Here is a 26544-nt window from a genome sequence, read left to right on the forward strand (position 1 = left end):
CGAAAATGGACGCGACCGAGATTCACAGCCAGATGATCGAAATCGGCGAAAAGGCCCGGGCTGCCGCCGCCGAACTGGCCTATGCCAAGGCCGACCGCAAGCACGCCGCCCTGATTGGGGCCGCAGATGCCGTCTGGAAGAACCGTGCCAAGATCATCGAGGCAAACGCGCGTGACATGGACTATGGCCGTGAGAAGGGCCTGAGCCCTGCGATGATGGACCGGCTGATGCTGGACGAAGACCGGATTCGCGGCATCGTCGACGGGCTGCGCACCGTGGCCGAACAGCGCGACCCGGTGGGCGATGTCATCGCCGAATGGGACATGCCGTCGGGCCTGCATATTCGGCGGGTGCGCACCCCGCTTGGCGTCGTCGGCGTGATCTATGAAAGCCGACCCAACGTGACGGCGGATGCGGGCGCGCTCTGCCTGATGTCGGGCAACGCGGTGATCCTGCGCGGCGGCTCGGAGGGGTTCAACTCGTCGCAGGCCATCCATGCCTGCCTTGTCGAGGGGTTGAAAGGCGCGAACCTGCCCGAAGCGGCGATCCAATTGGTCCCGACCCGCGACCGCGCGGCGGTCAGCGAGATGCTGACCATGACCGACCATATCGACGTGATTGTTCCCCGTGGCGGTAAGGGACTTGTCGGGCTGGTCCAGCGCGAGGCGCGGGTGCCGGTCTTTGCCCACCTCGAGGGGATCGTGCACATTTACGTCGACAAATCCGCCGACCCGAAGAAGGCGCTGGATGTTGTGTTGAATGCCAAGACCCGCAGGACCGGGATCTGCGGCGCCGCCGAGTGCTTGTTGATCGACCGCGACATTGCAGAGGGTCTCGGCGCCGATCTGGTCGCCGCGCTCAAGGCCGCGGGCGTCCGCGTGCATGGGGCAGAGGGGATCGACGGTACCGTTGCCGCGACCGAGGAAGATTGGGGGCGCGAATACCTCGACATGGATATCGCCGCGAAACTGGTGGACGGCGTGGACGAGGCGATTGCCCATATCCGCGCCTATGGGTCGAACCACACCGATTGCATCATCGCCGAGGATTCGGCCCCGGTCGCCCGGTTCTTTGAACGGCTGGACAGCGCGATCTTGATGCACAACGCATCAACCCAGTTCGCCGACGGCGGCGAGTTCGGCATGGGTGCCGAGATCGGCATCGCCACCGGCAAGATGCACGCACGCGGACCCGTCGGGGCAGAGCAACTGACCAGCTTCAAATACCTTGTCGAAGGCAACGGCGCGACGCGGCCCTAGCGGAGCTGGAACCCCTCGGGCCACTCCATGGTCTCGACTAAGTCGATGACATAGGTGTCCCCCGCCGCCAGCGGGTGGCGCCATTCGATGACCCCCCGTCTTTCCGGCGCATCGGGGCCGGTATAGGGGGGCTGGCTGAAGTCATATTCGATCACGAGGTCCTCGTGGGTAGAGTAGCTGACGCCTGTTCGAAGCCGTAGGGGCCAATCCTCGCCCGTCAGGTTTTCGACCGTCAGACTCCATGCGCTGCGATCATGGTTCGAGCGCGAGAAATACCCGTCTGTCCCTTCAAGCTCGTCCGTGGTCAGCGAACTGATCAGAAGGCCCTGAAGCCGGCCGAACAACAATTCAGTATCTTCGCCGGATGCCAAGAGCGGCATTTCGCCAGCGCCGACGAGGGCACCATCAACTTTCATGATCGCCGAGCCTTCCAGCACGACATTGGGCGAGGTGTTGATGAATGTGACGGCGCGAAAGCCTGTTCCTTCACCCGTCACCCCAAGGGCGAAAAGATCCACTTCGGTTTCGAAATGCTCCAGTTCAACTTGAAGAACGTCGGATCCGCTGCGCAAATCAACCCGATTGGGAATGCTGATTATCCGCGGCAAACCGTTTTCCAAAGGATGCGGAGCTGCCGACTCTTCAACGATTACCGGCTCCATCTGCATCGTGTCGCTGGCTGTGGAAATCTGGCGTTCTTCGACGATCGTTCGGCGCCAGGCATAGGGCCTACGGATATAATTGTCAGACATTGGGAACACGGTCGCTAGGCCAAGCGCGACACCGGTCCAGTCCTCGCCGGTTTCCTGGGTGACGATGGCGCTGACGGCGACCGTGACATGGGGTGCGGGCCCTGTCACCAGATTCAGGTCATAGACCGGTCGCCAGTCAACACCGCCCCGAAAATCGGTAAAGAAGAGGCTTTGTTCGCCGTCGTCCGACAGGTCGAGAACCAGCTCGATCGTGGCAAGGTCCGGGATTTCTGCGATCAAGTAGTCTAGCGCCTGCTCTGCGTCAGCAAGGTCGTCCAACAGCTCTTCACGCTCTTCCGAAAGGGCGGCAAGCCGTGCATGGGCTTCGGTCTGGGTCGCGGCAAGCGCCTGTGTCTCTTCGCCCATCCAGCCCAGAACCGCCCGCAGGTGATCAAGGTCCGTGCCAACCGGCTGCCCCGATCCAAGCGTTTCGAGAAACGTCATTTGCGTCTGGATCGCCGCGATCTCGCGATGAATAGCAGCGGATTCGGCATCCTTGTCAGCAATGGCCCGTTCAAGGTTTTCCAATGTGTCACGCGCTGCGATGACATCTGGCCCCGCCAGTTCCCCAAGGACGGGTGGGCGGGATTGGATCACCCGGTAGGACATCAATGTCACCCCGTCTGGCAATTCGATCTGGGGCAGGATATCTTCGAATTCAGACGCAGGTGCGACAAAACGAAGTGTATGCCGACCTGCCGGTGCCTCAAACACAATCTCTCGCCGAACTTCGGCGATCGAGGGATAGACGACAACGCTGTCGATCCGTGTCGGAACATCGAAAGTATCAGCAAGAACCGCGGTTGGCAGAATGCTGGCGACGGCAAGGATAAACGACTTCATTGAACCACCCAAAACGCAATCATGTCTTGGGCATGTTGGCAGAAATGGCAGCGCCGTCAATCAGGGGTAGAGCCCAAAATGGCCGCCCGTCTTAATAGACGACCGAAATCTGGCTTGCGCTTTGGGTCATCCGGATTTGGCGTTGTTCCGCCGCGGCAATTTGGGAGACCAGCAGAAAATGGACCTGCGCTGCGGTCATATCCGCACTGGTCTGACCGCTAAGCTGCCCCCAGAGCGCCGAATCAACATTCATCCGCTCGGCGTCGGCGGTCAGCCGCCACCCGGTTTCGTCGGCCATGACATGGATTTCCCCGCCATAGGGCAGGGCGCTTTCAAGGCACATCACCAGAAGGAAGGCCAGCCGCACATCGGCCCGCGACTGTGCCTCTGTGACATCCCAGTGATAGCTGCACCGGCTGGCCCGGCCCAGCGTTTCAAGGATATTCGCGGCCTCTGCGTTAGACACGGTTTGCCCCTCGCCCGCGGCGCCAAAGGCGATCCGGAACATGCGGATACGGGCATTGGCGTTTTCAACGCTGTCGCGGATCAGCGCCAGTTCGGGGATGTCGTCGATCCCGGTCATGGACAAAAGCTCGATCCCGTTGCTGATTGCGCCAATCGGGCTGATGAGGTCATGGCAAATGCGGGACCCGACAAGGCTGGACAGTTTTGTTGTCATAGGGCACCCCATGTCGTGAAGGAGGAACCGATGGACGACCTCAATAGTTTTCTGGAGCCGGGCATGATGGTGCGGCACCCGGACCGCCCCGATTGGGGCGTCGGGCAGGTGCAGTCCAACATCGGTGGGCGTGTCACCGTGAATTTTCCGGACGAAGGCAAGGTGTTGATTGATGGGCGTCGCGTGATGCTGGTCATGGTGTCGCCTGACAGGTTCTGAACGCAACCGAGGGTAGCAACGCCGCATCCGCTGTCAATTCCCGACAGAATAGCGAGGTGACAGCCGTCTTGCCATGTGGCGGCTGGGGGCCTAGAACCGCCCGGACCTTGATCAACCGCGGGCCCGCATGTCCCAGACCTCCCCGGATTTCCAGCTGTGCCTTGCCCGGACAGAGGCGGACCTGCGCGCGGCCCAACGCTTGCGCTATACCGTCTTTGTTGAAGAACTTGGCGGCTCCGGCGAGATGGTGGACCATGACGCCCGGCTGGAGCAGGATGCCTTTGACCCCTTCTTTGATCACCTGATCCTGTTCGACCGGGCCCGGCCCGAGGGCGATCAGGCGGTTGGTGTCTATCGCCTGCTGCGCGGGGATCAGGCGGACAAGGTCGGGCGCTTCTATTCCGAGACCGAATACGACCTAGGCCCGCTGCGCCGGTCTGGCCGAAACCTCTTGGAGCTTGGTCGCTCTTGCCTCTTGCCCGACTATCGCGGCGGGGCGGCGATGTATCACCTGTGGAACGGGCTGTCCGGCTATGTGGCCGATCATGGGGTCGAGGTTCTGTTCGGCGTCGCGTCCTTTCATGGCACGGACCCACAGGCGCTTGCCGGGCCGCTGTCCCTTTTGCACCATCGGCACCTCGCGCCCGAAGAACTGCGTGTCGCGGCCTTGCCGCCCAATGCCACCAGTATGGACCTCATGCCCGAGGATCAGATCGACAGGCGCAAGGCCATGCTGGACACGCCTGCACTGATCAAGGCCTACCTTCGGCTTGGGGGCGTCGTGGGCGAGGGGGCCTGGATCGACCATGCGTTCAACACGACTGATGTCTGCCTGATCCTTGACACCGCACGGATGAATGCCACCCAACGGGCGATCTATGAAAAGGCGGGCCGGGCATGAGTGACACAGGCTGGCACCCCGAGATCGAACCGCCTCATGTCTCGCTGGGTGTGATTGGCTGGGGGCTGGCACTGGCCCGGGGGCTGGTTCTGGGAGTGCTGACCTTTGGCTGCCTTGCGCTGTTGCTCCTACTGCGGCTGGTGGAACGGCCGATCTTTGGACAGGGCCGCCCGCTGACGCCCTTCATCACCCAGTTTGTCTGCCGGTCCGCCTTTGTCATTCTTGGCATTCGGTATCGGACCGAGGGCCAGATGATGAAAGGCCCCGGCGCGGTTGTCGCCAATCATTCAAGCTGGCTGGACATCTTCGCGCTGAACGCCCGCAAGCGGATCTACTTCGTATCAAAGGCCGAGGTGGCAAGCTGGCCGGGGATCGGCTGGCTGGCGCGGGCCACGGGGACGGTTTTCATCCGGCGCAATCCGCGCGAGGCGCGGGAACATGTCGATCTGTTCATCGAGCGGCTGTCGCATGGGCACAAGCTGTTGTTCTTTCCCGAAGGCACTTCCACCGACGGGCGGCGTGTCCTGCCATTCAAACCGACGCTTTTTGCCGCCTTCATGGCCGATGGGCTGCGCGAAACCCTGTCGATCCAGCCGGTATCGGTGGTTTATCGGGCCGCGCGCGGCGCCGACCCCCGGCAATACGGCTGGTGGGGGGATATGGAGTTCGGGCCACATCTTCTGTCCACGCTTGGCGCGCGGCGTCAGGGGTCGGTGACGCTGGTCTATCATCCGCCCGTTCGGGTGGCCGAGGTTGCCGACCGCAAGGCGCTTGCCCGGTTGCTAGAAGGACAGGTGCGTGACGGGCTGGACCGGACGGGCGTGCTGGACACCTGACCCGGTCAGGCCGGGCGGGTCAGCCCCCGTGCCTGCTCTGCGATCTGTGCAATCATCGCAGTGTATTCAGTGGGCGGGGCCACTTGCCCCGATACCCACTGGTAAAGATCGTGATCGTTTTCCGCCAAGAGCGCCTCGTAAAGGTCGATCTCGGCCTCGGACATGGCCGCCAGATGGGCGCGGGCATAACTGTCCAGGATCAGGTCCATTTCCTTGATCCCACGACGCATGGACCGCATCGCCAGCCGCTTTTCGCGGATCTCGCGCGGTTCGGTCACAGGGCGCTGTCCTGAAGGGCGCTGCGCAGGCGCTTTTCGATCTGGGCCAGTTTGTCGCTGCTTTGTTTGATCTGGCCCTGCAGGGCGCGGATATCAGACAGAAGCTCGGAAATATCGGCCGGGACATAGCTGTCGTGCTCCGGCAGGCTGGGCGCGTCCCCTTCGCCGGTCAGAAGCCAGGTCAGGCTGACACCCAACAGGCCGGAAATCATTTGCAACCGGTTCGCGCGGGGTTCCTTGATGTCCTGTTCCCAGGCCTTGATGACAGAGGTCTTCACCCCCAGCCGCGACGCGACGTCCTTCTGGCTCAGCCCTGCGCCTTCACGCGCGGCGGCGAGCCGGTCTCCAAAGGTTGCACGGTCGTCGCTGTACCAGTTTTCTTCGGCGGGCGTCGAAGACATGTCGATTTCCTTCCCTGCTTGATCCGGTTTCGGGCCGGACGTATGACACGTCTGAACCAGATTGGCCACCGGGAGCCCGCCATGACCTTCCTTTCCGCGACACTTGCGCGCGTCAAACCGTCGCCGACCATCGCCGTGACCACCAAAGCGGCCGAAATGAAGGCTGCGGGCAAGGATGTGATCGGCCTTGGCGCCGGCGAACCCGATTTCGACACGCCCGAGAACATCCGCGCCGCTGGCATCCGCGCGATTGAAGAGGGCAAGACCCGCTATACCGCCGTGGACGGGGTGCCGGAACTGAAGCAGGCGATCTGCCACAAATTCGCCCGCGAAAACGGCCTGACCTATGACCCGTCGCAGGTCACGGTGGGAACGGGGGGCAAACAGGTCCTCTACAATGCCTTCATGGCGACCCTGAACCCCGGCGACGAGGTGATCATCCCCGCGCCCTATTGGGTCAGCTATCCGGATATGGTGCTGCTGGCCGGGGGGACGCCCGTCGTCGTTCCCGCCGGTCTGGAAACCGCATTCAAGATCACCGCCGAGCAATTGGAGGCCGCGATCACCCCGAAAACCAAATGGTTCCTGTTCAACTCGCCGTCCAACCCCACGGGCGCGGGCTATAGTTGGGACGAGTTGAAGGCGCTGACCGATGTGCTGATGCGCCATCCGCATGTCTGGGTGCTAACCGACGACATGTATGAACACCTCGTCTTTGACGGGTTTGAATTTTGTACGCCGGCGCAGGTGGAACCGGGGCTTTACGACCGGACCCTGACGGTCAACGGTGTGTCCAAGGCCTATGCGATGACGGGCTGGCGGATCGGCTATGCCGCGGGCCCAAAAGAGCTGATTGGGGCAATCCGCAAGGTCCAGTCACAATCCACCTCGAACCCCTGTTCGATCAGCCAATACGCGGCGGTCGAAGCGCTGACCGGGCCGCAGGACTATCTTGACGGCAACAAGGCCCTGTTCCAGCGCCGCCGTGACCTTGTGGTGTCGATGTTGAACGCGGCCAAGGGCGTGACCTGTCCGGTGCCGGAAGGGGCGTTCTATGTCTATCCTGACATCTCCGCCTGCATCGGCAAGACCTCTGCCGGGGGGACGTTGATTGCGGATGACGAGGCATTCGCCACCGCGCTTCTGGAGGAAACCGGGGTTGCGGTTGTCTTCGGCGCGGCCTTTGGCCTGTCGCCGAATTTCCGGGTGTCCTACGCCACATCCGACGCGGCCCTAGAAGAAGCCTGCCGGAGGATTCAGACGTTCTGCGACGGTCTTACAGAAAGCTAGCCTGCCCAGTCCCGGGCTGCTAGGATCACGCGCAAAGGACATCAGGGCCTGCGCAGGGGCGAGCAGTATATGAGTGCAGAACTACCAGAGTTCTATTTCCGCGTCCAGGAAAACGGGGCGGCCGTGTTTCGTGTGGATACAGAAAACCGCCAGCGCCGGATCGAGATGGATCAGATCGCCGTCGTCAACGTCAACAACGGCCAGATCAAAGCGCAGGGTGATCATCAGCTGACCCCGGCAGAAATTGCCGCGATCGAGGATTGGAAAGACGCCCGAACAGAAATGCTGGCCCGGCGGACGGTCGATGACATTCACCGCGCCGTTGATCACCTGAACCTGACAACGCAATGGGTCCAGTCGAAGGCCACCGACGACCAGCTTGAAGAGATCACCGATACGCTTTTGCTGGCGATGCACGACCTCCGGTCGGTGCTTGTGCGCAAGAAGGCCGATAGGGTCATGCGGGCGCGGGGCGAAAAAGAATAGGCTACGAACCTGTCCGGCAGGCATGAAAAAGGGGGCTCTGCGCCCCCTCATCTTTTGCTCAGATGGGTTCCAGCGTCAGTAGGTGCGGATCAGCCCGACCAATCGGCCTTGCACCTTCACCTGATCGTCACGGAAAATCCGGGTCTCATAGGCCGGGTTTGCCGCCTCAAGCGCGATCATCCCGTTCTGCCGCCGCAGGGTCTTCAGGGTTGCCTCTTGCCCTTCGACAAGGGCCACCACGATATCGCCGTTGTCGGCGACAGAGGTTTCGCGGATCACCACAACATCGCCGTCATTGATGCCCGCGTTGATCATCGAATCCCCGCGCACTTCCAGCGCATAATGTTCGCCCTTGCCCAGCATGGATCCGGGCACGGCCACATTGTGGGACACTTCGGAAATCGCCTCGATCGGGACACCGGCGGCGATCCGGCCCATGACCGGCAATTCGACCGCACCGGCGGTTTCGATGGTCCGCGCGGCGGGCGGGGTGTGGTCGGGGCGGTCCCCGTCGATCACCCGGGGCGAGAATCCGGCGCGCTTGCCACCCAGTTTCGCCTCAAGCGCCTCGGGCAGTTTGACGATTTCCAGCGCCCGCGCCCGATGCGCCAGCCGCTGGATGAACCCGCGTTCTTCCAGCGCCGTGATCAGCCGGTGAATGCCGGACTTGGACCGCAGGTCCAGCGCGTCCTTCATTTCCTCGAACGAGGGGGGCACGCCATCGCGCTGCACCCGGACATGGATGAATTCCAGCAGGTCGAGTTGTTTCTTGGTCAGCATCGGGTTTCCCCTTCATCTGGGCCCGTGCAGGTGCCGGGCGAACATGGTGCGGACGGGCGGTCCGTTTTGACTATGTTCTACCGATGTTCCCGTTTTGTGTCAACGGTTTCGGGAATGTTCCTAGATGCGGATGATCTCGACCGGGTCGCCGACGGCGCGGGCCGGGTCATTCGGGGGCCGCACGATCATGCAGTTGGACTGCGACAACACCGTCAAAAGGGCGCTGTCCTGCCGGTCGAAGACGCGCACGCTGTCCGGCCCGGCATGGGCCCGCATGTAATGTTCGCGCGGTCCGTTGGCGGCAAGGTCGCTGTCCAGCCGCACGGTTTCACGCGGGGCGGGCCGCGCGCCAAGGCCAAGCATCTTGTTGATCACCGGGACCACGAAAATCTCGGTGCAGACCATGGCCGACACCGGGTTGCCGGGCAGGCCGATCATCATCGCGCCGCCGTGGTCCGGCCCCATCCGCCCCGCCATAAGCGGTTTACCGGGGCGCATCGCCACCTTGTAGAAGGACTGCTCCATCCCAAGATCGCGCGCCACGTCGCCCACAAGGTCATAATCCCCGACCGAGGCCCCGCCGATGGTGATGACAAGATCGGCCCCACGGGCAAGGTCGAAGGTGAACCGCAGACTCTCAACCGTATCGCGGGCAATCGGCAGCAGGCGCGGCACGGCCCCGGCGGCGGCAAGTCGCGCGGCGATTCCATAGCTGTTGGAGGCGATGATCTGGTCCGGTCCGGGGGTTTCCCCGGGCTGCACCAGTTCGTCCCCGGTGGCGATGATCGCAACCTCGGGGCGGCGGGTGACGGGCAGGCGGGGGATATTCATCGCCGCCAGAAGCGCGATATCCGAAGGGGTCAGGCGGCGCGGCGCGGACAATTCCTGCCCAAACGCGAAATCCTGACCTGCGGGCCGAATATGCGGGCCGGTGTCGACCCGGTCGCCGATGGTCACGGTGTCACCCTCTCGGGTCACATCCTCTTGCAGGACAATACGGGTTGCCCCCTTGGGCACGGGCGACCCGGTGAAGATGCGGACCGCCTCGCCCGGCCCAACCTCTCCGGCAAAGGCGGTTCCGGCCTGTGCCGTGCCAATGACGCGGAAGGTGGCGCCGGGGCGGACCTCGGCCGCGATCACGGCATAACCATCCATGGCGGAGGCGTCGAAGGGCGGCTGGGTCAGGCGGGCGGCGACAGGGACGGCCAGGACACGGCCCGATCCGTCGACCAGTGACACCTCTTCTGCAGGCAGCGGTGCGGCCAGCGCAAAGAGCTTCGACAGGGCGTCTGCGACGGAAATCATTCGGCCCGATAGCTCCCCGATTTGCCGCCATCCTTGGCCAGCAGACGAATGCCGCCGATCTCCATATCCTTCTGCACCGCCTTGACCATGTCATAGACCGTGAGCAGCGCAGTCGAAACGGCGGTCAGCGCCTCCATCTCGACCCCGGTCTGGCCAGAGGTCTTCACGGTCGCTGTGGCCCGAACGCCGGGAAGGGCGGGATCGACCAGCAGATCCAGCGTAACCTTGGTCACCGGCAGCGGGTGGCACAGCGGGATCAACTCTGATGTCTTCTTGGCCCCCATGATTCCGGCCAGACGGGCCACGCCCAAAACATCGCCCTTGTCGGCGCGGCCCTCTGCCACGCGCGACAGGGTGTCCGGGGTCATGGTGATATGGCCCTCTGCCACGGCCTGCCTTGCGGTCACGGGCTTGTCCGAAACGTCTACCATATGCGCCTTGCCGGAGGCGTCGAAATGGGTCAGCCCCGTGTCGGCCATCACATGCCCCCCGCTTGCAAGGGATTGGCCAGCAGGGCGCGGGTGGCGGCCGCCACGTCATCCTGCCGCATCAGGCTTTCGCCGATCAGGAAGGTTCGGGCGCCATAACGGGCCATATCGGCCAGATCGTCCGGGGTGAACAGCCCGCTTTCGCAGACGATCAACCGGTCCTCGGGGACGCGCCGGGCAAGGTCACGTGTGGTGTCGAGCGTCGTCTCGAAGGTCTTGAGATTGCGGTTGTTGATCCCCATGAGCGGGGATTTCAGGTGGCAGGCCCGCTCGAGCTCTTCGGCGTCATGCACCTCAAGCAGGACATCCATGCCCCAGTCAAAGGCACAGGCCTCAAGCTCGGCCGCCTGCGCGTCAGAGACCGAGGCCATGATGATCAGGATGCAATCGGCCCCCAATGCGCGGGCCTCGGCCACCTGATAGGGGTCATACATGAAATCCTTGCGCAGGGCGGGCAGGTCCACCGCCTCGCGGGCGGCGACAAGATAGTCATCCGCACCCTGAAAGGACGGCGCATCGGTCAGCACCGACAGGCAGGTCGCGCCCCCGGCCTTGTAGGCGCGGGCGAGGTCCGGAGGATTGAAATCGGCGCGGATCAGCCCCTTGGACGGGCTGGCCTTTTTGATCTCGGCGATCAGGCCGTAACCTTCGCGGCTGGCGGAAATCAGGGCATCGGCAAAGCCACGAGTGGGGGATGCGGCGCGCGCGGCCTCCTCGACCTCGGCAATGGGGCGGGCGGCCTTGCAGGCGGCGATATGGTCGAGCTTGTAGGCTTTGATCTTGTCGAGAATATGCATGAGGGCCTTCTAGGGGATCATCCGCGCGGCGAAAAGCCGGTTTCGGCGACCTTCGCCCCGGACCGGGGAAGGGTCAAGGGGGCGGTGGGTTGAAACCCACCTTACGTTTGAGGGGCTCTGCCCCTCTGGCCCGTTCCGGGCCATTCACCCCGGGATATTTTTGACCCAAAGAAGGGGGCTGGACTCGAGATTCGTCCTTCGTTGGGTTCCAAATAACCTCTGGGGGCCATGTGTTTTCGGGATGGGGGGGGAAGCGGCCCCGAGGGAAGGTGGGTCTTGACCCACCATTCCTGTCAGAGGGGTCGGATCTTCAGCCGCGACAACCGGTTTTCGTCCTTTTCCAGAACTTCGAACCGGAAGCCGTGGAAAGAAAACACCTGCCCCACGGTGGGGATCATCTGCGCCTCGTGGATCACAAGCCCGGCGATCGTGTTCGCCTCGTCATCCGGCAGGGTCCAATCGTGGGCGCGATTCAGGTCGCGGATGGTCATCGCCCCATCGACGATGAAGGACCCATCGGGCGCTTTGGCCACCGGGGCTTCCTCGACCAGGTCGAACTCGTCCGCAATTTCGCCGACGATTTCTTCAAGGATGTCTTCCAGCGTGATCAGCCCCTGAAGCCCGCCGTATTCATCCACCACCAGCGCAAAATGCGACTTGCGCTTGAGGAAGGCGCGCATCTGGTCGTCCAGCGTCGTGGTTTCCGGGACGAAATAGGGTTTCATCGCCACGTCCAGCACGTTGAATTCGGCCAGCCCGCGCGGGTCGATCCGGCCGTTCTTCAACAGCTTGTGCATGGCCCGCAGCAGATCCTTGGCATGGATCACGCCAACGATGTTCTCGGGGTCGTCACGGTAGAGCGGCAGGCGGGTGTGGGGGCTTTCCAGACAGCGCGCCATGATCTCTTCGGCGGGCAGGTCGGCGTCGATCATCTCGATGCCCGAGCGGTGCAGCATTACCTCTTCCACCGTTCGGTCGCCAAGGTCGAGCGCGCCGAGGATACGGTCCCGGTCTTCCTTTTCCACCACCCCTTCGGAATGGCCCAGTTGGAGGGCACCGGCGATTTCTTCGCGCACGGCAAGGATATGGCTGTCGGGGTCGGCCCGCACCCCGAAAAGGCGCAGCACCAGCCGGACAAAGACCCGCACGGCGCTGACCACCGGGGCGAAGATCAGGATTACCCATTGGATCGGGCGGGCCACGCGGGCCGCCACGGTTTCGGCATTGGTGATGGCATAGGTTTTCGGTAGCACCTCGGCGAAGATCAGCACCAGAAGGGTCATCCCAAGCGTCGCCAGCGCGACCCCATTCTGCCCGAAGATCCGGGTCAGTACGGCGGTGGCCAGCGCGGTGGCAAGGATGTTGACCACGTTGTTGCCCAGAAGGATCGACCCGATCAGCCGCTCGCTGTCCTCGGTCACCTTCAGGGCCCGGTCGGCGCCGGCATCCCCCTTGTCAGAGGCCGACCGAAGCTTCCCGCGCGACGCAGCGGTCAGCGCGGTTTCAGAGCCAGAGAAGAAGGCCGACAGGATCAGAAGCACGAGCACCGCGGCGCAGGTGATCCAGAAGGCCGCGTCGAGAAGGGAAAGGTCCATGGGTCCGGAGAAAATTGTTGGGTTCCCTGTTTATGGGGGCAGGGCCGGTCCGCTTCAAGCCTTTGGCGCAGCTTTCCCCAGCGGGTGATGCTCCAGCACCAGATCGCGAAGCCGGTCTTCGAGCACGTGGGTATAGATTTCGGTCGTGGCCACATCCGCATGACCCAGCATCGTTTGGATCGACCGCAGGTCGGCGCCGCCCGCCAGAAGATGGGTGGCAAAGGCGTGCCGGATCGTATGCGGCGTCACCTTGGAAGGGCTGACCCCTGCGGCGACCGCGATATCCTTGATCAGCCGGTAGAACCCCTGCCGCGTCAGATGACCGGCCTTGCCCATCGCCGGGAACAGATGGCGCGAGGCTGGCGTGCCTTGGGCGCGGGCGACCTCCTCTGCCCGGTCCCGTTCCGCCAGCCAGTCGGCCAATGCGGCACGGGCATCGCCGGACAGGGGCACCATGCGTTCCTTGCCGCCCTTGCCCCGGACCAGCAGCATCCGGGGATCACCCCGCGCAGCACTGACCGGCAGCTCGACCAACTCGCTGACCCGCATGCCGGTGGCATAGAGAATCTCCATCAGGCAGCGGTTGCGGGTCGGCTGTCGTCCGTGGTCACGGGCAGCGGCCAAAAGCCTGTCGACCTCCTCGACGCTCAGGGTCTTGGGCAAGGACTTGGACCGGCCGGGCCCCTTGATCCGGATCGCGGGGTTGTCGCCGCGCCAGCCCTCTTCAAAGGCGAAGCGATACAGTTGCTTGATCGCCGACAGGCGGCGGGCGCGGGTGGCGCGGGACAGCCCCTCGGCCTCGCAGTCGATCAGATAGGATTCGACGTGTTCTTGTGTTGCGGTGGCAAAGTGCAGGCCGCGCCGGTCCAGCCAATCGGCGAATTGCAACAGATCGCGTCCGTAGGCCAGTTGCGTATTCGTGGCCGCGTCAAGTTCTGCCGCCTGGGCCTCGAGGAAGGCTTGCACCCAATGGGCCTGGCTGCGGTCTGTTGCCGCCTGTGTCACGGCGCCCGGTCCAGGATCAGGTATTGCAGGGCGGTGCGCCGGGCCAGATCTTCCATCCCGACAGAGCGGAAGAACGACAACCCATCCCGGACCGCCACTGGATCGCCGGATGTGCCTTCGGAAATCAGAGCAATCGCCCGCAAGATCGCCTCTCCCAACCGACCATTGCGGGCGAGGGTGGCAAGGGCATCGGGGGCAGGGTGGCCGGAAAACGCCTCGGCCACGGCCCGTCCGGCGGGGGTATCGGGCGCATCCGACAGCTCCGCCGTGCCCCGCGCCACACCGGCCAGAAACCGGTCTTCCGCAGTCGTGGGCCGATAGGACAGCGCCGCCGATTCATAGGCTGACGACAAAAGACGGACCCGGAAGGCAAGCGCCGCCGCCTCGCCCGTCAGATCGACCGTGGCCAGATGCGCGCTGTAGAGCTGGGCAAAGGGTATCTCGATCCGGGCGGTTTCCATGGCATCAAAGGCCGCCGGCAAGGTTTGTGCGACAGCATCGGCGTTCCGCGCCGCGATGGCGGCATCAAACCGCTGAAACGCCGCCGCCCGGTCCCAGACCCCGCCGGATGCCGCCGGGGTCCGTTCGGTATAAAGCGCCTGAAGCCGGTTCGGGTCGACTGCCCCCACGCGGGCAAGCCGTTCAGCCGCTTCCATCTGGTTGCGCCATCCCGCCGTGTCCCGCAAATCCGCATGGGCAAAGGCGCGGGGCAGGGTGGCCGTGGACAGCCGTTCCCCGATCGCTTCGCGCATCGCGAAGACAAGCGGCGAGGGGCGGGAGGGCGGCGGCAGGGGGCCTTCACCCTCGAACAGGTCCGGGTCAAGGAAGCGGGCCAGAAGCGCGTCTTCTTCGGGCGAAATATCCCCCAGCGCCTCGCCTGTGTTCAGGACAAGGACCGCCGCGTCGAACTGGCCATTGCGGGCAAGGCAGAATATGCGGGCCTGATAGGTCGGGGCGAACTCTGGCTTGCTGCGCAGAAGGGTGCAGGCCTCTTGCTCGGTCCCGGTCAGGAGCGACACGTCGAACCAGCGCCGGAACAGGGCCGGGCTGTCGGGGCCAGCCTCGTCCAGCAGGGCAAGGGCCTGATCCAAGGCCCCAAGGTCCAGAAGCTTGTCGATGCGGGCCAGGAACATGCGCCCGTCCGGCGCGGCCCCCATTGGCGGGTCCGCCTCGACCAGCATCAGCGTGATGATCAGCTCTTGCAGGGCGGGCAGGGTTTCGACCCTTTCGGCATGGATCAGGTCGGTCAAGAGATCGACCGACGACCCCGACCACAGCGACCGGGGCAGGCCCGTCACCTCGGGCGGCAAAAGGCCGATTGCATCGGGCGATACCGCGTCCAGGGGCGCGACGGAGACATCCGGCGCGGTTGCGTCCTGAGATACCGGTGGCTCGCCCGGTACAGGCGGGCGCAAACCGGGCCGTGGGCCAGCGGCAGCAACGGCCGGGGTTTCCACCGACCGTGACAGCCAGTCGATCGCCGACAGGGGCGCACCGCCATCCTGTGCTCCCGCCACGCCCGCAAACCCCGCCAGCAGCGCGGCGGTCAGGCCAAGCGTGCCGTGGGTCCGGGCCACGTCAGTCCACCTCAAGCGTCACAGGTGCCACGATATCCTGCGTGGGCGCGGCAAAGTCCGCAGGGAAAAAGATCGGCCCGGCATAGGCGTAGATCACAAGCCCGATCGCGGCCAGAACCGCGAGGATCAACAGGTATTTTATCAGCCGCCAGATCATCTTGGCACGTGCCCCTTTCTGCCTCTGCCCAGTTGGCCGGTTGTCCCCCGGCCTTTTGCCCATCCTGCCGACATTTGCGGTCAGTGGTTCGTTTATATATGGCCTTTTCGGCAAGTTCACGCCATTGAAGGGCTAAATTCAAGGGGTGCGCGGGGGGATGCCGATCATTTGACCCCGCCCAGTCAGGGGTTTTCGGCAAGATGGGCATTGCAGGCAGGCAGAACGGGGTGACGGGCGGGATGATCCTGCATCGGACCGTTGTGTTGGTGGGCATGATGGGCTGCGGAAAATCCGCCGTGGGGCGCAGCCTTGCTGCCCGTCTGGGCGTGCAACTGCTTGATTCGGATGCCGAGATCGAACGCGCGGCCAATGCCACCATCTCCGAGATATTTGCCCGCGACGGAGAGCCGTTCTTTCGCGACCGCGAGGCCGAGGTGATTGCCCGGCTTCTGTCCGGTCCGCCCTGCATCCTGTCGACCGGCGGCGGCGCTTTCCTTGCCGAGCGGAACCGACAGGCGATCCATGACAAGGGGGTCGCGGTCTGGCTGGACGCGTCTGTCGATCTCTTGTGGGAACGGGTAAAGCACAAAGACACCCGTCCGCTGCTGCGCACTGACAACCCGCGCAAGACGCTGGAAGAGATTTTCGCAACCCGGGTGCCGGTCTATCAACTGGCTGACCTGCGGGCGGAAACCCTGCCGGAATACTCTATCGAAGAAACCACCGACCGGGTGATCGAGGTCTTGCTGACCCGCCCCGACGTGCTGGAGAAGACATGATGCAAGACAGCGTTCACGTCGGCCTGCCGGGCCGGGAATATGACATCCTGATCGGACCGGGGTTGCTGGCGGAGGCAGGCAAGCACCTGTCGCCCCATCTGCGCCGCCCGAAGGTCGCCATCGTGACCGATGAACGGGTCGCGGCGGCCCATCTTGCGACGCTTGAGGCCGCACTGGAGGCCGAAGGGATCACCCACGCCGCGCTGGCCCTGCCGGCAGGTGAGGCGACCAAGGGCTGGACTCAATTTTCCCGCACCGTCGAATGGCTCTTGGAGCAGAAGATCGAACGCGGCGATCTGGTCGTGGCCTTCGGCGGCGGGGTCATCGGTGATCTGGCCGGTTTTGCCGCCGCCGTGGTCCGCCGGGGCGTCCGCTTTGCCCAGATCCCCACAACCCTGCTGGCACAGGTGGACAGTTCCGTTGGCGGCAAGACCGGGATTAACACGGCGCAGGGCAAGAACCTTGTCGGTGCCTTCCATCAGCCGGTCCTGGTTCTGGCCGATACCAGCCTTCTGGACACCCTGCCGCCGCGCGATTTTCTGGCGGGCTATGGTGAGGTGGTGAAATACGGGCTTCTGGGCGACGCAGCGTTCTTTGACTGGCTCGAGGTGAACGGCCCCAAGGCCGCGGCCGGGGATATGGCCGCGCGGGTCCATGCCGTGACCCGGTCCTGCCAGATGAAGGCCGAGATCGTCATGCGGGATGAGACCGAACAGGGCGACCGCGCACTGCTGAATCTCGGGCATACCTTCTGCCACGCGCTGGAAGCGGCCACCGGCTATTCCGACCGGCTGTTGCACGGCGAAGGCGTTGCCATCGGCTGCGCACTGGCATTTGAGACCTCGGCCCGGCTGGGTCTGTGCAGTCAGGAAGACCCAAGCCGGGTCCGGTCGCATCTGAAAGCAATGGGGATGAAGACCGATCTTGCCGATATTCCCGGCGACCTGCCGGACGCCGCCGCACTGCTGGAGCTGATGGGGCAGGACAAGAAGGTGGTCGATGGCACCCTGCGGTTCATCATGGCCCGTGGGATCGGCGCGGCTTTTGTCACCTCGGATGTGCCGCGTGATGTGGTTCTGTCGGTCCTGGGCGACGGACTCGTCGGGCGATGAAGCCGCTGTCAGAACTGACCGAGACCGATGAGCCGTTCATTGCCACGCTGGAGTCGTGGATATCCGATTGGGGTGGGAATGTGCGGTTGCATGCCCCCGATCCGGCCCGCGCCGATCAAAACCTGCTGAGATTGCAGGTCACGCGCCGGTCGCCCCTGGGGGCGCAGGTCCATGACACGGGCGGGATCGAGATAGACCATGGCTGGCTCCGCCTGTTCGGAAGCGCTGCTGGCGGGCCGCTCCCGGACATTCTGGAGTTGGGCGCGAGTCTGGGCCTGACCGCCGATAGCGGCGCCTTGCTCATCGGTGCGGATGTGATTGGTGGGCTTTTTGCGATCAATGGCGGTGGCCTGCCCGACGCCAAGCTGGGTGAGGTCTGCTACTTTGCGCCCGATACCAATGCATGGGAGTCTATGGGCCTGAAGCATTCCGGCTTTGTTGAAGCGATGCTGTCGGGCGTATCGGAGAAGTTCTACAAGGCGTTCCGCTGGAGCGGCTGGCAATCAGATGTCGCAGCCCTGCCGCCTGACCGCGTGATGACATTCTACCCGCCGCCCGGTACGGTGGAGTTCGGACCAGAAACCTCCAGCCGCCGGGCTGTTCCCTTTGCAGAAATCTGGCCTGAAAACGCATTCAGGCCGGGAACGCCCCCGGCCTGAGAACTCGCCGTCGCGGCCCCTCGTTCAGAACGGGATTTCGTCGTCCATGTCGGACCGGCCACCGCCGCCGCTTCCAGCGCCACCGCCCGACGGGCCGCTGTCGTAGCCGCCGCCCCCGTAGCCGCCGCCGCCATAGCCGCCCCGGTCATCGGAATAGCCACCGCCGCCGCCGCCGCCGTTGTTGTCACCCCGGCCATCCAGCATGGTGATTTCCCCACGATAGGGGCGCAGGACAACCTCGGTCGAATAGCGGTCTTGCCCGGACTGGTCCTGCCATTTGCGGGTTTCCAGCTGGCCCTCGATATAAACCTTGGACCCCTTGCGCAGATACTGTTCCGCCAGACGCACCAGCGGTTCCGAGAAGATCGCGACGGTGTGCCATTCGGTCCGTTCGCGGCGTTCGCCGGTGTTGCGGTCTTTCCAGTTTTCCGAGGTGGCGATGCGCAGGTTCGCGACCTTGCCGCCGTTCTGGAAATTTCGAATTTCAGGGTCGCGGCCCAGGTTTCCGATCAGGATGACTTTGTTTACGGATCCGGCCATGCGGCACCCCCCTTCGAATCTTGCTGTCTTGCTTTGCCCTGTTACATCACCCCGACATGGTTAATGGAAGGCTAATCTGCCAATCCGGGGGCGGCAGACCGCCGGTCAGATTGGAAAGACTGGCAATTGCAGGCATCCTGCCCTACCTTTCGCAAGGTTTGTGGTGACGGACGGATTGGCGCCGATGAGTTGGGATATGGGACGAGGCCGGGTATTGGCCTACATCTGCGGTTGTGCCGCTGCCCTAGGGGCGGCAGCGCCCGTATCGGCGGAAACTTTTTCCAGTCGGAACCGCCTGCAATTGTTCCAGTCCCAGCTTGACGTCCTCGATGGGCGGGCGGCCGAACAATATTCCAACTCTGTCCGCCTGCAACCGACCGAACCCGTCGTCCCCGGCGCAGGTAGCCCCCCATATACAGGAACCTACCGCGGCCCCTATCTGGACATGGCGCGGTCGGCGGCGCTGCGTCACGGTATCCCGACGGACCTGTTCTTGCGGCTTGTTCAGCAGGAAAGCGGGTGGAACGCAGGCGCAGTGTCACCCAAAGGAGCAATTGGATTGGCACAGCTGATGCCCGCCACGGCGCGACGCCTTGGGGTGGACCCCACCGATCCCTACGAAAACCTGGACGGCGGTGCCCGCTACCTGCGGCAGCAGTATGATACGTTCGGGTCATGGCGGCTGGCGCTTGCCGCCTATAACGCCGGACCAGAGGCCGTGCGCCGCCACGACGGGATACCTCCTTACCGAGAAACCCAGAATTACGTGCAGGTGATCTGGGGCAGCTGACCCGGTCCGGTCAGACGTGCATCCCGGCGGCGTAATAATACTCGATCGTCGCAGTCGAATGCCGCGCCTGCGCCAGAAGCGCATCCAGTTTGCGGCCCTCGCCCCATGCAATCGCCGCATCCGGGGCAAGGGTCTTTAGCCCGATGTTGGGACGCACCAGCCGAAGCGCAAGACTGTCGAGCGTTCCGCCATCACGCGCAGTATCGCAGGCGGTCTGGCTGGGATGGTTGATGTGGTAGTACCCGTGCGACGGCATATCCTCGCGATTGATCGCACCACCCCCCATCGCCGTCATCAGGGTTTGCTGGGTGTGCGGGTTCCACACGTGCGGGTCGGCGTTGACGATATCATGGGACAGCGTGGTAAAGGCACTGCGCAGGGCGTCACTATCCTGCCGTTTGATGTCCCAGACGACGAAATGACCTGACATTTATTCCTCCTGAAATGCGTGTTGGCCGCGCGGTAGAACCGCAGCGCCCGTTCAATAATGCAACAACTCCACCCGCTGGGGGTGGAGTTGTCAACGTTCTTTCCCTTGTAGGCGCCGCCGCTATTCCGCAGCGACCTCGATCACCGGTTCCATTTCGGCAAAGTCGTTTGCCGAAAGGTGACATTTGATCTGATGCCCGTTGTCGAGCGTCTGGACCGGCGGCACCTCTTTTTCGCAAAGCCCGCCCGCGACCTTGGACTTCCAGCGGCAGCGGGTCTGGAACGGGCAGCCCGTCGGCGGGTTCATGGCCGAAGGAATGTCGCCTTCCAGCACGATGTGCTTTTTCTTCACATGGGTGTCGGCGATGGGCACGGCGGACAAAAGCGCCTCGGTATAGGGGTGATAGGGCGGGGCGAAGACCTGATCGGTCGTGCCCAGTTCAACCACATGGCCCAGATACATCACCATGACACGGTCGGACAGATAACGGACGATGGACAGATCGTGGCTGATGAACAGAAGCGTCGTTTTCTCGCGCCGCTGGATTTCCATCAGCAGGTCCGTGACCGCCGCCTGCACCGACACGTCCAGCGCCGAAACCGGTTCGTCCGCGACCACGATCCGGGCGCCGCCCGCAAAGGCGCGTGCAATCCCGACCCGCTGCTTCTGACCGCCTGAAAGCTGGCGCGGCATCCGGTCGGCAAAGGCGCGGGGCAATTTCACCAGATCCAGAAGTTCGAGCATCTTGGTCTTCCGCTCGGCATCGGACTTGCCGATCTTGAAAATCTCCAGCGCCCGGATGATCTGCCGCCCCACCGTCATCGACGGGTTGAGCGTGTCAAACGGATTCTGGAACACCATCTGCACGTCGGCAACGGTCTTGGTGTCCCGATCCTGAATGGCGGTGCCCTGAATTTCAGAGTTATCCAGCAGAATCTTTCCGTCGGTCGCCGTTTCCAGCCCCATCAGCACCTTGGCAAAGGTGGATTTGCCGCAGCCGGATTCGCCCACGATCGCAAGGGTTTCAGATTCGCGGGCTTCGAACGACAGCGTCTCGTTGGCTTTGACGACCTTCTTGTCGCCGCCGCCGAACAGCGCGTTCGCCGCCACCTCGTAGTATTTCTTGAGGTTGTCCATTTTCAGGACCGTGCGGCCGATCTCGCCCTTTTCCTTGACCTCGGACACCTGAATTGGCGCGTCCCAGTCGATTTCCGTGAACTTCAGACAGCGGCTTTCGTGCCGTTCGTCCCCTTCTACCGGCGCCATCTTGATGTCGGTCGCATCACAGCGCCCGGCTTCGAAATAATCGCAGCGCGGGCCAAAGTTGCACCCGTTGGGCCGTTCATGGGGCAGGGGGAAGTTGCCCGGGATCGCCACCAGCGGCCGCGCATTCTTGTCCGCCCCCGGAAGCGGGATCGACCGGAACAGGGCCTGTGTATAGGGGTGGCGCATCTGGTCGAACACGTCTTCGATGCTGCCGCGTTCCACTGCCTCGCCCGAATACATCACGCAGATCCGGTCGCAGGTTTCCAGCACAAGCCCAAGGTTGTGCGAGATGAACAGCATGGAGGTGCCGTATTTCTTGCCAAGGTCCTTCACAAGATCGACCACAGCGGCCTCCACCGTCACATCCAGCGCGGTTGTCGGCTCGTCAAGGATCAGAAGCGACGGTTTCGACATAAGCGCCATGGCGATGACGATCCGCTGCTGCTGCCCCCCTGACAACTGGTGGGGATAGCTTTTCAGCATCCGTTCCGGGTCGGGCAGTTTCACGTCCGTCACGACCTCAAGCGCGCGCTTGTAGGCTTCTTCCTCGGACACGCCCTCGTGGATCATCGGGACTTCCATCAGTTGCTTACCGATGCGCATCGCCGGGTTGAGCGAGGCCATCGGCTCCTGATAGATCATCGCGATTTCGGACCCGCGAATGTCGCGCAGTTCCTCGGGCGACATGGCGCATAGGTCGCGACCCTTGAACTTGATGGAGCCACCGACGATCCGGCCGTTGACCCCAAGGTCCTGCATAACCCCCAGCGCCACGGTGGATTTGCCGCAGCCGGATTCGCCGACAAGGCCCAGCGCCTCGCCCGGCATCACCTTGGCGGAAAAGTCCATGACGGCGGGGATTTCCCGCAACCGGGTGAAGAAGCTGATCGAAAGCTTGTCGATCTCGAGGATCGGGCCGTCATAATCCCATTTGGTCATGGTCCGTCTCCTTAGTCCTTGAGGCTTTCTTCGCGCAGGCCGTCAGCCAGCAGGTTCAGACCCAGAACAAGGGTCAGAAGCGCGAAGGCGGGCGGCAGGGCAGGGTGGATATAGGCGACCATCAATTTGCGCCCTTCGTTGATCGTGGACCCCCAGTCCGGGCTATCCGGCGGAAGGCCAAGGCCGAAGAAGCCCAGGGTTCCCAGAAGGATGGTGGTATAGCCGATGCGCAGGCAGAAATCGACGATCAGCGGCCCGCGCGCGTTGGGCAGGATTTCCCACAGCATGATGTACCACGGGGTTTCCCCACGGGTCTGCGCGGCGGCCACATAGTCGCGGGTCTTGATGTCCATCGCCAGACCCCGGACGATCCGGAACACCGTGGGCGAGTTCACGAAAACCACCGAGACGAAAACCACCAGAATGCCCGGCGCGATGTCGAAGAAATCCAGCGGCCAGAAGTCGATCTTGGAGGCAACTGCGTTGATCGCGGAGGCATAAATCAGGAACAGCGGGATCAGCACCACGGCAAGCCGGATGTAATTTTGCTGAGGCTGGGTCTTGTAGCGGGAATGGATCAGCACACCGAAGAAGATCAGCGGGAAGAAGAACAGCACCGTCGCCATGTATTGCGGCAGGCCAGTAAGGGTGATTTCGGGTGTCACCAGTAGGTAGAACAGCAGGATCACCGGGAAGGCCAGCACAAGGTTGGCGATGAAAGACAGGATCGCGTCCAGCTTGCCGCCGAAATAGGCGGCCGGCAGGCCCAGCGTGATCCCGACCATGAAGGCGAACAGGGTCGCCATCGGCGCGATCAGCACCACGATGCCCGATCCGTAGACCATCCGGCTGAACACGTCGCGGGCAAGGTTGTCGCCACCCAGAAGGTAATGTGCACCCGGTCCCCAGACCTCGGCCCCCGGAACGGCGGTGCCGGGCACCTTGTTCTTCAGGCCAGACACCTGGGTCAGCGGTTCGTGGGTCGGGATCCATTCAAGCGCTGCGCCGAAAATGGCGGTGTAGACCCAGAACATGACCAACCCGAAACCGATCATCCCGATGGTGCTGTCGAACAGCTTGCCATAGAGGCCCAGCTTGCGCTTGAACGTGATCGACAGGACATAGGTCGCGACGAGCGCGATCCAGACCGGCGTGAACTGTTTGGCCATTGCGCCGACGATCCCGGCAGAGCCATAGGGCATGATCATGCCGCCGACGATATAGGCGATGGCAATGGCGATCAGTCCCAGCAACAGCCACTTGTTGAGGCTTTCAACAGTCCCCAGAACACCGCCCTGCTTTTGCAGGGTGCCGTCCGGGTTCGATTGCAGGGTGACCGGCGCGGCGAAGAACGACAAAACGATCTGTGCGACGGTCAGGACGATGAAGAACCCGGCAACGGCGAAAAGGATCGGGTCCAGAATGGTGCCCAGCGCACCGGTCCATGTAAGATTATCCATGGCTGCGCCTCCTTATGAAATGCGAATGCGGGGGTTCAGGAACACATAGCCGATATCGGAAATCAGCTGCGTGATCAGAACGACGAAAACCGACACGACCGAAAGGCCCAGAAGCAATTCGATGTCGTTGTTCCCGGCGGCCTGCACCAACGTCCAGCCGAAGCCCTTGTAGTTGAACAGGGTCTCGACGATGACGACCCCGTTCAGCAACCAGGGGAACTGGAGCATGATGACAGTGAAGGGCGCGATCAGCGCGTTACGCAGCGCGTGCTTCATCACGATGTTGCGGAAGCTCACACCCTTCAGCCGCGCGGTGCGGATGTATTGGGCGGTCATCACCTCCGCCATCGAGGCACGGGTCATCCGGGCGATATAGCCGGTTCCATAGAGCGCAATGGTCAGGACGGGCAGGGTGAAGTTGGCGAACGTGATGTCATCCATCGCCGATGTGGCCGAGCCGTTGAACCATTTCAGCCCCACAGCCGAAGAGGTGAAGATCGCAATGAACACGACGCCCGACACATATTCCGGGGTTGCCGTGGTGGTAATGGCGACGGTGGACAGCGACCGGTCCAGTTTGGACCCCTCGCGCATCCCGGCCAGAACCCCGATGATCAGCGCGGCGGGCACCATGACCAGCATGACGAACATCATCAGCCATCCGGTCAGGCCCAGTCGGGTCGAGATGATCCCGGAGACGTCATCCTTGAAAACCGTGGAGAAACCCCAATCCCCTTGCAGGACCCCGCAGAACCGGGGCGCTTCTTCGATGCTCATGTCGGCATCCTTGCAGCGGCTGCGCAGTTCCCCGTCGGTGCCTTCGATCACCGGCGTCGGCAGCACGCCAAGCCACTGGCCGTACTTCAGGACGACGGGCTGCGTATAGCCCCGATTATCAAGCCACTGAGAAACCTCGGCGTCCGACATACGTTGGCTGCCCTGCGTCTTGGCCAGCTTTTCAAGGTTTGGATAGAGATTGGTCAGAAAGAATACGACGAAGGTCAGGCAGAGTGCGGTAAGCACCATCAGACCGACGCGCCGTAGGATGAACGCTCCCATGGGAGTCCCCCGGTTGGTAGACCGGCACCTTTTCGATGCCCGTTTATTTCAGTCTGTCGCGGCCGCGCGGGCAATCGCCCCCGCCGTCACGAAAACCCCCACCCCGGCTGACCCGGGATGGGGGTGTCTTTCGCGCCGTTATCAGGCGGCAAGACCCAGCTTGTGCACGTGGATCTCGAACGAGGGGTGCATGTCTGCGCCCACAACGCCCGGACGGAAGTGACGATAGAGCGAGCGCCAGTAGGATTGGATGATCACCGCGTCGTTCTGGAACACGGTTTCGATCTTTTCCATCACCTCGCGACGGGTGTCGGCATCGGCGATCGACATGGCCTGATCCAGCAGCGCGTCGAACTCGGGGTTTGCATAGCCCGCTTCGTTCCACGGCACACCCGACTTGTAGGCCAGCGCCAGAACCTGAACGCCCAAGGGGCGGTGGTTCCATTCGGTGGCCGAGAACGGGTATTTCGCCCAGTCATTCCAGAAGGTCGACCCGGGCAGAACTGTCCGCTTGATGTTGATGCCAGCATCGCGCACCTGCGCGGCAACTGCGTCGCCAGTGTTCTTGTTGAACCCGTCATCCAGCGTGATCAGCTCATGCTCGAAATCGGCCATGCCGGCTTCGGCCATCAGCGCGGCGGAACCGGCCGGGTCATACTTCGGACGACCGATGTCGGCATATTCCGGGTGCACCGGGGCAACGTGGTGGTTGTCGGCCTGAACGCCCAGACCCGAATAGCCGAGTTCGAGAACAACAGCGTTGTCCACGGCCTGGCTGATGGCCTGGCGCACGCGGAGGTCGGCATAGGGCTTCATGCCGTCAACTTCGGTCTGCTGGTTGAAGCGGACGACGACGGTCGCGCCGGTGACCACTTCGGATTTTTCCCAGCCGATCGCATCAACAATGTCGATGAATTCATCGTTGTTCTGATACAGCATGTCGACTTCGCCGGAATCCACCGCGGCAATCCAGGTTGCCGGGTCGGTGCCGTAGTCGATGAATTCGATCGAATCCAGCGCCCCACCGGCATAGCCGTCAACCGAGTTGCCCCAGTAGTCGTGGTCGGCGTTCTTGGTCAGCACGCCCTTGACGCCAACCTCGAGGCTGGTCGGCAGGAAGGCGCCGGTGCCGATCGGGGTGCCCATGATATCGTCAAGGTTGGTGTCCGGGTGCACAACGGCGGCCGGGTAGTCGGCCATGCCCGGGATGATCGAGATATCCGGTGCCGGCAGGGACAGCTTGATGGTGTGGCTGTCGACGACGGTGATCGCGCCCTCGCGGGCCACGCCGGTTTCAGCGTCGATGAGCGACCCCATCCGGGTGGCCATCGAGTTGCCTTCCACGCCGCTGTCACACCAGTAGTTGATGACCCAGGCCACGTGATCGGCGGTCAGTTCGTCACCGTTGTTCCAGGTCACGCCCTTGCGCACGTTCAGCACGTATTCGGTGGCGTCGTCGTTCGCAGTCCAGCCTTCCAGAAGCATCGGACGGAAGGTGCCGTCGCGGTTGTATTCCACGAGGTATTCCAGCCAACCGCGGCAGAAGTTCGAAATCTGGGTCCAGTCCCAGGTCCGGGGATCTTTCAGCGCGCGCACTTCCTGCTGAATGCGCAGCGTCCCACCGGCTTGCATGTGCGCGGCGGCTTCAACCGGGGCCTGCAGGCCCAGAAGGCCATAGGCTGCCGTGGCGCTCACGCCAAGCGCGGTCGTCCGGGCAAGGAATTCGCGGCGATCCATTTTGCCGGCTTTTTCCTCTTCCGCGTACATATACGCGGCCGGATGAAGATCCTTGTTGAGTTCTGTCATGTCAGTTTCTCCCTGCGACATGTATTGTTGTCCACCAGGCCGGGTTCCCGGAACGG

At 63.1% G+C, this 26544-nt stretch carries 28 protein-coding genes; 10 read left to right on the top strand and 18 right to left on the bottom strand.

Annotated features, from left to right (window positions below):
• The first annotated feature begins 5 nt into the window (after nucleotides 1–5).
• Nucleotides 6–1259 carry a glutamate-5-semialdehyde dehydrogenase gene (locus U3648_RS15260; RefSeq protein WP_420860096.1) on the top strand — a complete coding sequence of 418 codons (1254 nt, stop codon included), beginning with the start codon at nucleotides 6–8 and terminating at the stop codon, nucleotides 1257–1259.
• On the opposite strand, the gene U3648_RS15265 is transcribed toward U3648_RS15260, so the two are convergent.
• Both U3648_RS15265 and U3648_RS15270 read right to left on the bottom strand, forming a co-directional pair.
• On the bottom strand, nucleotides 1256–2854 hold the full coding sequence (locus tag U3648_RS15265) for a DUF4139 domain-containing protein (protein ID WP_420860097.1): 1599 nt from the start codon (nucleotides 2852–2854) through the stop codon (nucleotides 1256–1258). The genes U3648_RS15260 and U3648_RS15265 overlap by 4 nt on opposite strands.
• Before the next feature lie 91 nt (nucleotides 2855–2945).
• On the bottom strand, nucleotides 2946–3533 hold the full coding sequence (locus U3648_RS15270; RefSeq protein WP_420860098.1) for a histidine phosphotransferase family protein: 588 nt from the start codon (nucleotides 3531–3533) through the stop codon (nucleotides 2946–2948).
• 30 nt (nucleotides 3534–3563) lie between these two features.
• Here U3648_RS15270 and U3648_RS15275 point away from each other — a divergent pair, with 30 nt between their 5' ends.
• From U3648_RS15275 to olsA, 3 genes are all read left to right on the top strand, one after another.
• Nucleotides 3564–3752, top strand: coding sequence for a DUF3553 domain-containing protein (locus U3648_RS15275; RefSeq protein WP_420860099.1), 189 nt, complete (start codon nucleotides 3564–3566; stop codon nucleotides 3750–3752).
• 127 nt (nucleotides 3753–3879) lie between these two features.
• Nucleotides 3880–4653 carry an L-ornithine N(alpha)-acyltransferase gene (gene olsB / locus U3648_RS15280; protein WP_420860100.1) on the top strand — a complete coding sequence of 258 codons (774 nt, stop codon included), beginning with the start codon at nucleotides 3880–3882 and terminating at the stop codon, nucleotides 4651–4653.
• Complete coding sequence (gene olsA / locus U3648_RS15285; protein ID WP_420860101.1) at nucleotides 4650–5489, top strand: lyso-ornithine lipid O-acyltransferase; 840 nt, start codon at nucleotides 4650–4652, stop codon at nucleotides 5487–5489. Before olsB ends, olsA begins: the two co-directional genes overlap by 4 nt.
• 5 nt (nucleotides 5490–5494) lie before the next feature.
• On the opposite strand, the gene U3648_RS15290 is transcribed toward olsA, so the two are convergent.
• Entirely contained in the window at nucleotides 5495–5767 is a 273-nt protein-coding gene (locus U3648_RS15290; protein WP_420860102.1) for a succinate dehydrogenase assembly factor 2, read from the bottom strand.
• Nucleotides 5764–6168, bottom strand: a complete 405-nt coding sequence (locus U3648_RS15295) for a helix-turn-helix domain-containing protein (protein WP_420860103.1) — start codon at nucleotides 6166–6168, stop codon at nucleotides 5764–5766. The genes U3648_RS15290 and U3648_RS15295 overlap by 4 nt, the downstream gene beginning before the upstream one ends.
• 81 nt (nucleotides 6169–6249) lie before the next feature.
• Here U3648_RS15295 and U3648_RS15300 point away from each other — a divergent pair, with 81 nt between their 5' ends.
• Both U3648_RS15300 and U3648_RS15305 read left to right on the top strand, forming a co-directional pair.
• Entirely contained in the window at nucleotides 6250–7458 is a 1209-nt protein-coding gene (locus U3648_RS15300) for a pyridoxal phosphate-dependent aminotransferase (RefSeq protein WP_420860104.1), read from the top strand.
• Between the two features lie 69 nt (nucleotides 7459–7527).
• Complete coding sequence (locus tag U3648_RS15305; protein ID WP_420860105.1) at nucleotides 7528–7944, top strand: hypothetical protein; 417 nt, start codon at nucleotides 7528–7530, stop codon at nucleotides 7942–7944.
• A gap of 75 nt (nucleotides 7945–8019) precedes the next feature.
• Here the strand turns inward: U3648_RS15305 and lexA are convergent, their stop codons facing one another.
• The 8 genes from lexA to U3648_RS15345 form a co-directional block, all read right to left on the bottom strand.
• Nucleotides 8020–8724 carry a transcriptional repressor LexA gene (lexA, locus tag U3648_RS15310; RefSeq protein WP_420860106.1) on the bottom strand — a complete coding sequence of 235 codons (705 nt, stop codon included), beginning with the start codon at nucleotides 8722–8724 and terminating at the stop codon, nucleotides 8020–8022.
• A 120-nt stretch (nucleotides 8725–8844) separates the two neighbouring features.
• The gene (locus tag U3648_RS15315) at nucleotides 8845–10029 is read right to left on the bottom strand and encodes a molybdopterin molybdotransferase MoeA (RefSeq protein WP_420860107.1); all 1185 of its coding nucleotides are present in this window, start codon (nucleotides 10027–10029) and stop codon (nucleotides 8845–8847) included.
• The gene (gene moaC, locus U3648_RS15320; protein WP_420860108.1) at nucleotides 10026–10508 is read right to left on the bottom strand and encodes a cyclic pyranopterin monophosphate synthase MoaC; all 483 of its coding nucleotides are present in this window, start codon (nucleotides 10506–10508) and stop codon (nucleotides 10026–10028) included. Before moaC ends, U3648_RS15315 begins: the two co-directional genes overlap by 4 nt.
• Complete coding sequence (gene trpC / locus U3648_RS15325; RefSeq protein ID WP_420860109.1) at nucleotides 10508–11314, bottom strand: indole-3-glycerol phosphate synthase TrpC; 807 nt, start codon at nucleotides 11312–11314, stop codon at nucleotides 10508–10510. Before trpC ends, moaC begins: the two co-directional genes overlap by 1 nt.
• Nucleotides 11315–11607: 293 nt before the next feature.
• Nucleotides 11608–12909 (bottom strand): HlyC/CorC family transporter, encoded by a 1302-nt coding sequence (locus tag U3648_RS15330; RefSeq protein ID WP_420860110.1) that lies wholly within the window; start codon nucleotides 12907–12909, stop codon nucleotides 11608–11610.
• A gap of 54 nt (nucleotides 12910–12963) precedes the next feature.
• A complete protein-coding gene (locus U3648_RS15335; protein ID WP_420860111.1) occupies nucleotides 12964–13914 on the bottom strand; it encodes a site-specific tyrosine recombinase XerD in 951 nt (316 codons plus the stop codon).
• Nucleotides 13911–15491, bottom strand: a complete 1581-nt coding sequence (locus U3648_RS15340; RefSeq protein WP_420860112.1) for a hypothetical protein — start codon at nucleotides 15489–15491, stop codon at nucleotides 13911–13913. The genes U3648_RS15335 and U3648_RS15340 overlap by 4 nt, the downstream gene beginning before the upstream one ends.
• Before the next feature lies 1 nt (nucleotide 15492).
• A complete protein-coding gene (locus U3648_RS15345; RefSeq protein ID WP_420860113.1) occupies nucleotides 15493–15648 on the bottom strand; it encodes a hypothetical protein in 156 nt (51 codons plus the stop codon).
• Between the two features lie 200 nt (nucleotides 15649–15848).
• Here U3648_RS15345 and U3648_RS15350 point away from each other — a divergent pair, with 200 nt between their 5' ends.
• The 3 genes from U3648_RS15350 to U3648_RS15360 are packed head-to-tail and all read left to right on the top strand — an operon-like array spanning nucleotide 15849 to nucleotide 18198.
• Nucleotides 15849–16427, top strand: coding sequence for a shikimate kinase (locus U3648_RS15350; protein WP_420860114.1), 579 nt, complete (start codon nucleotides 15849–15851; stop codon nucleotides 16425–16427).
• On the top strand, nucleotides 16427–17539 hold the full coding sequence (gene aroB / locus U3648_RS15355) for a 3-dehydroquinate synthase (protein WP_420860115.1): 1113 nt from the start codon (nucleotides 16427–16429) through the stop codon (nucleotides 17537–17539). Before U3648_RS15350 ends, aroB begins: the two co-directional genes overlap by 1 nt.
• On the top strand, nucleotides 17536–18198 hold the full coding sequence (locus U3648_RS15360; protein WP_420860116.1) for a DUF2625 family protein: 663 nt from the start codon (nucleotides 17536–17538) through the stop codon (nucleotides 18196–18198). Before aroB ends, U3648_RS15360 begins: the two co-directional genes overlap by 4 nt.
• Nucleotides 18199–18222: 24 nt before the next feature.
• Here the strand turns inward: U3648_RS15360 and ssb are convergent, their stop codons facing one another.
• Nucleotides 18223–18738, bottom strand: coding sequence for a single-stranded DNA-binding protein (ssb, locus tag U3648_RS15365; RefSeq protein WP_420860117.1), 516 nt, complete (start codon nucleotides 18736–18738; stop codon nucleotides 18223–18225).
• 184 nt (nucleotides 18739–18922) lie between these two features.
• Here ssb and U3648_RS15370 point away from each other — a divergent pair, with 184 nt between their 5' ends.
• Nucleotides 18923–19528, top strand: a complete 606-nt coding sequence (locus tag U3648_RS15370) for a lytic transglycosylase domain-containing protein (RefSeq protein WP_420860118.1) — start codon at nucleotides 18923–18925, stop codon at nucleotides 19526–19528.
• Nucleotides 19529–19538: 10 nt separating this feature from the next.
• On the opposite strand, the gene U3648_RS15375 is transcribed toward U3648_RS15370, so the two are convergent.
• The 5 genes from U3648_RS15375 to U3648_RS15395 form a co-directional block, all read right to left on the bottom strand.
• Nucleotides 19539–19958 carry a hypothetical protein gene (locus U3648_RS15375; RefSeq protein ID WP_420860119.1) on the bottom strand — a complete coding sequence of 140 codons (420 nt, stop codon included), beginning with the start codon at nucleotides 19956–19958 and terminating at the stop codon, nucleotides 19539–19541.
• A 120-nt stretch (nucleotides 19959–20078) separates the two neighbouring features.
• The gene (locus U3648_RS15380) at nucleotides 20079–22163 is read right to left on the bottom strand and encodes a dipeptide ABC transporter ATP-binding protein (RefSeq protein ID WP_420860120.1); all 2085 of its coding nucleotides are present in this window, start codon (nucleotides 22161–22163) and stop codon (nucleotides 20079–20081) included.
• An 11-nt stretch (nucleotides 22164–22174) separates the two neighbouring features.
• Entirely contained in the window at nucleotides 22175–23623 is a 1449-nt protein-coding gene (locus U3648_RS15385) for an ABC transporter permease (RefSeq protein WP_420860121.1), read from the bottom strand.
• Nucleotides 23624–23635: 12 nt separating this feature from the next.
• Nucleotides 23636–24682: an ABC transporter permease gene (locus U3648_RS15390; protein ID WP_420860122.1), complete on the bottom strand. Its 1047-nt coding sequence runs from the start codon at nucleotides 24680–24682 to the stop codon at nucleotides 23636–23638.
• Nucleotides 24683–24823: 141 nt separating this feature from the next.
• On the bottom strand, nucleotides 24824–26488 hold the full coding sequence (locus U3648_RS15395; RefSeq protein WP_420860123.1) for an ABC transporter substrate-binding protein: 1665 nt from the start codon (nucleotides 26486–26488) through the stop codon (nucleotides 24824–24826).
• Nucleotides 26489–26544: the final 56 nt, after the last annotated feature.

The sequence above is a fragment of the Marivivens marinus genome, assembly GCF_035969385.1.
Lineage (GTDB): Bacteria > Pseudomonadota > Alphaproteobacteria > Rhodobacterales > Rhodobacteraceae > SELP01.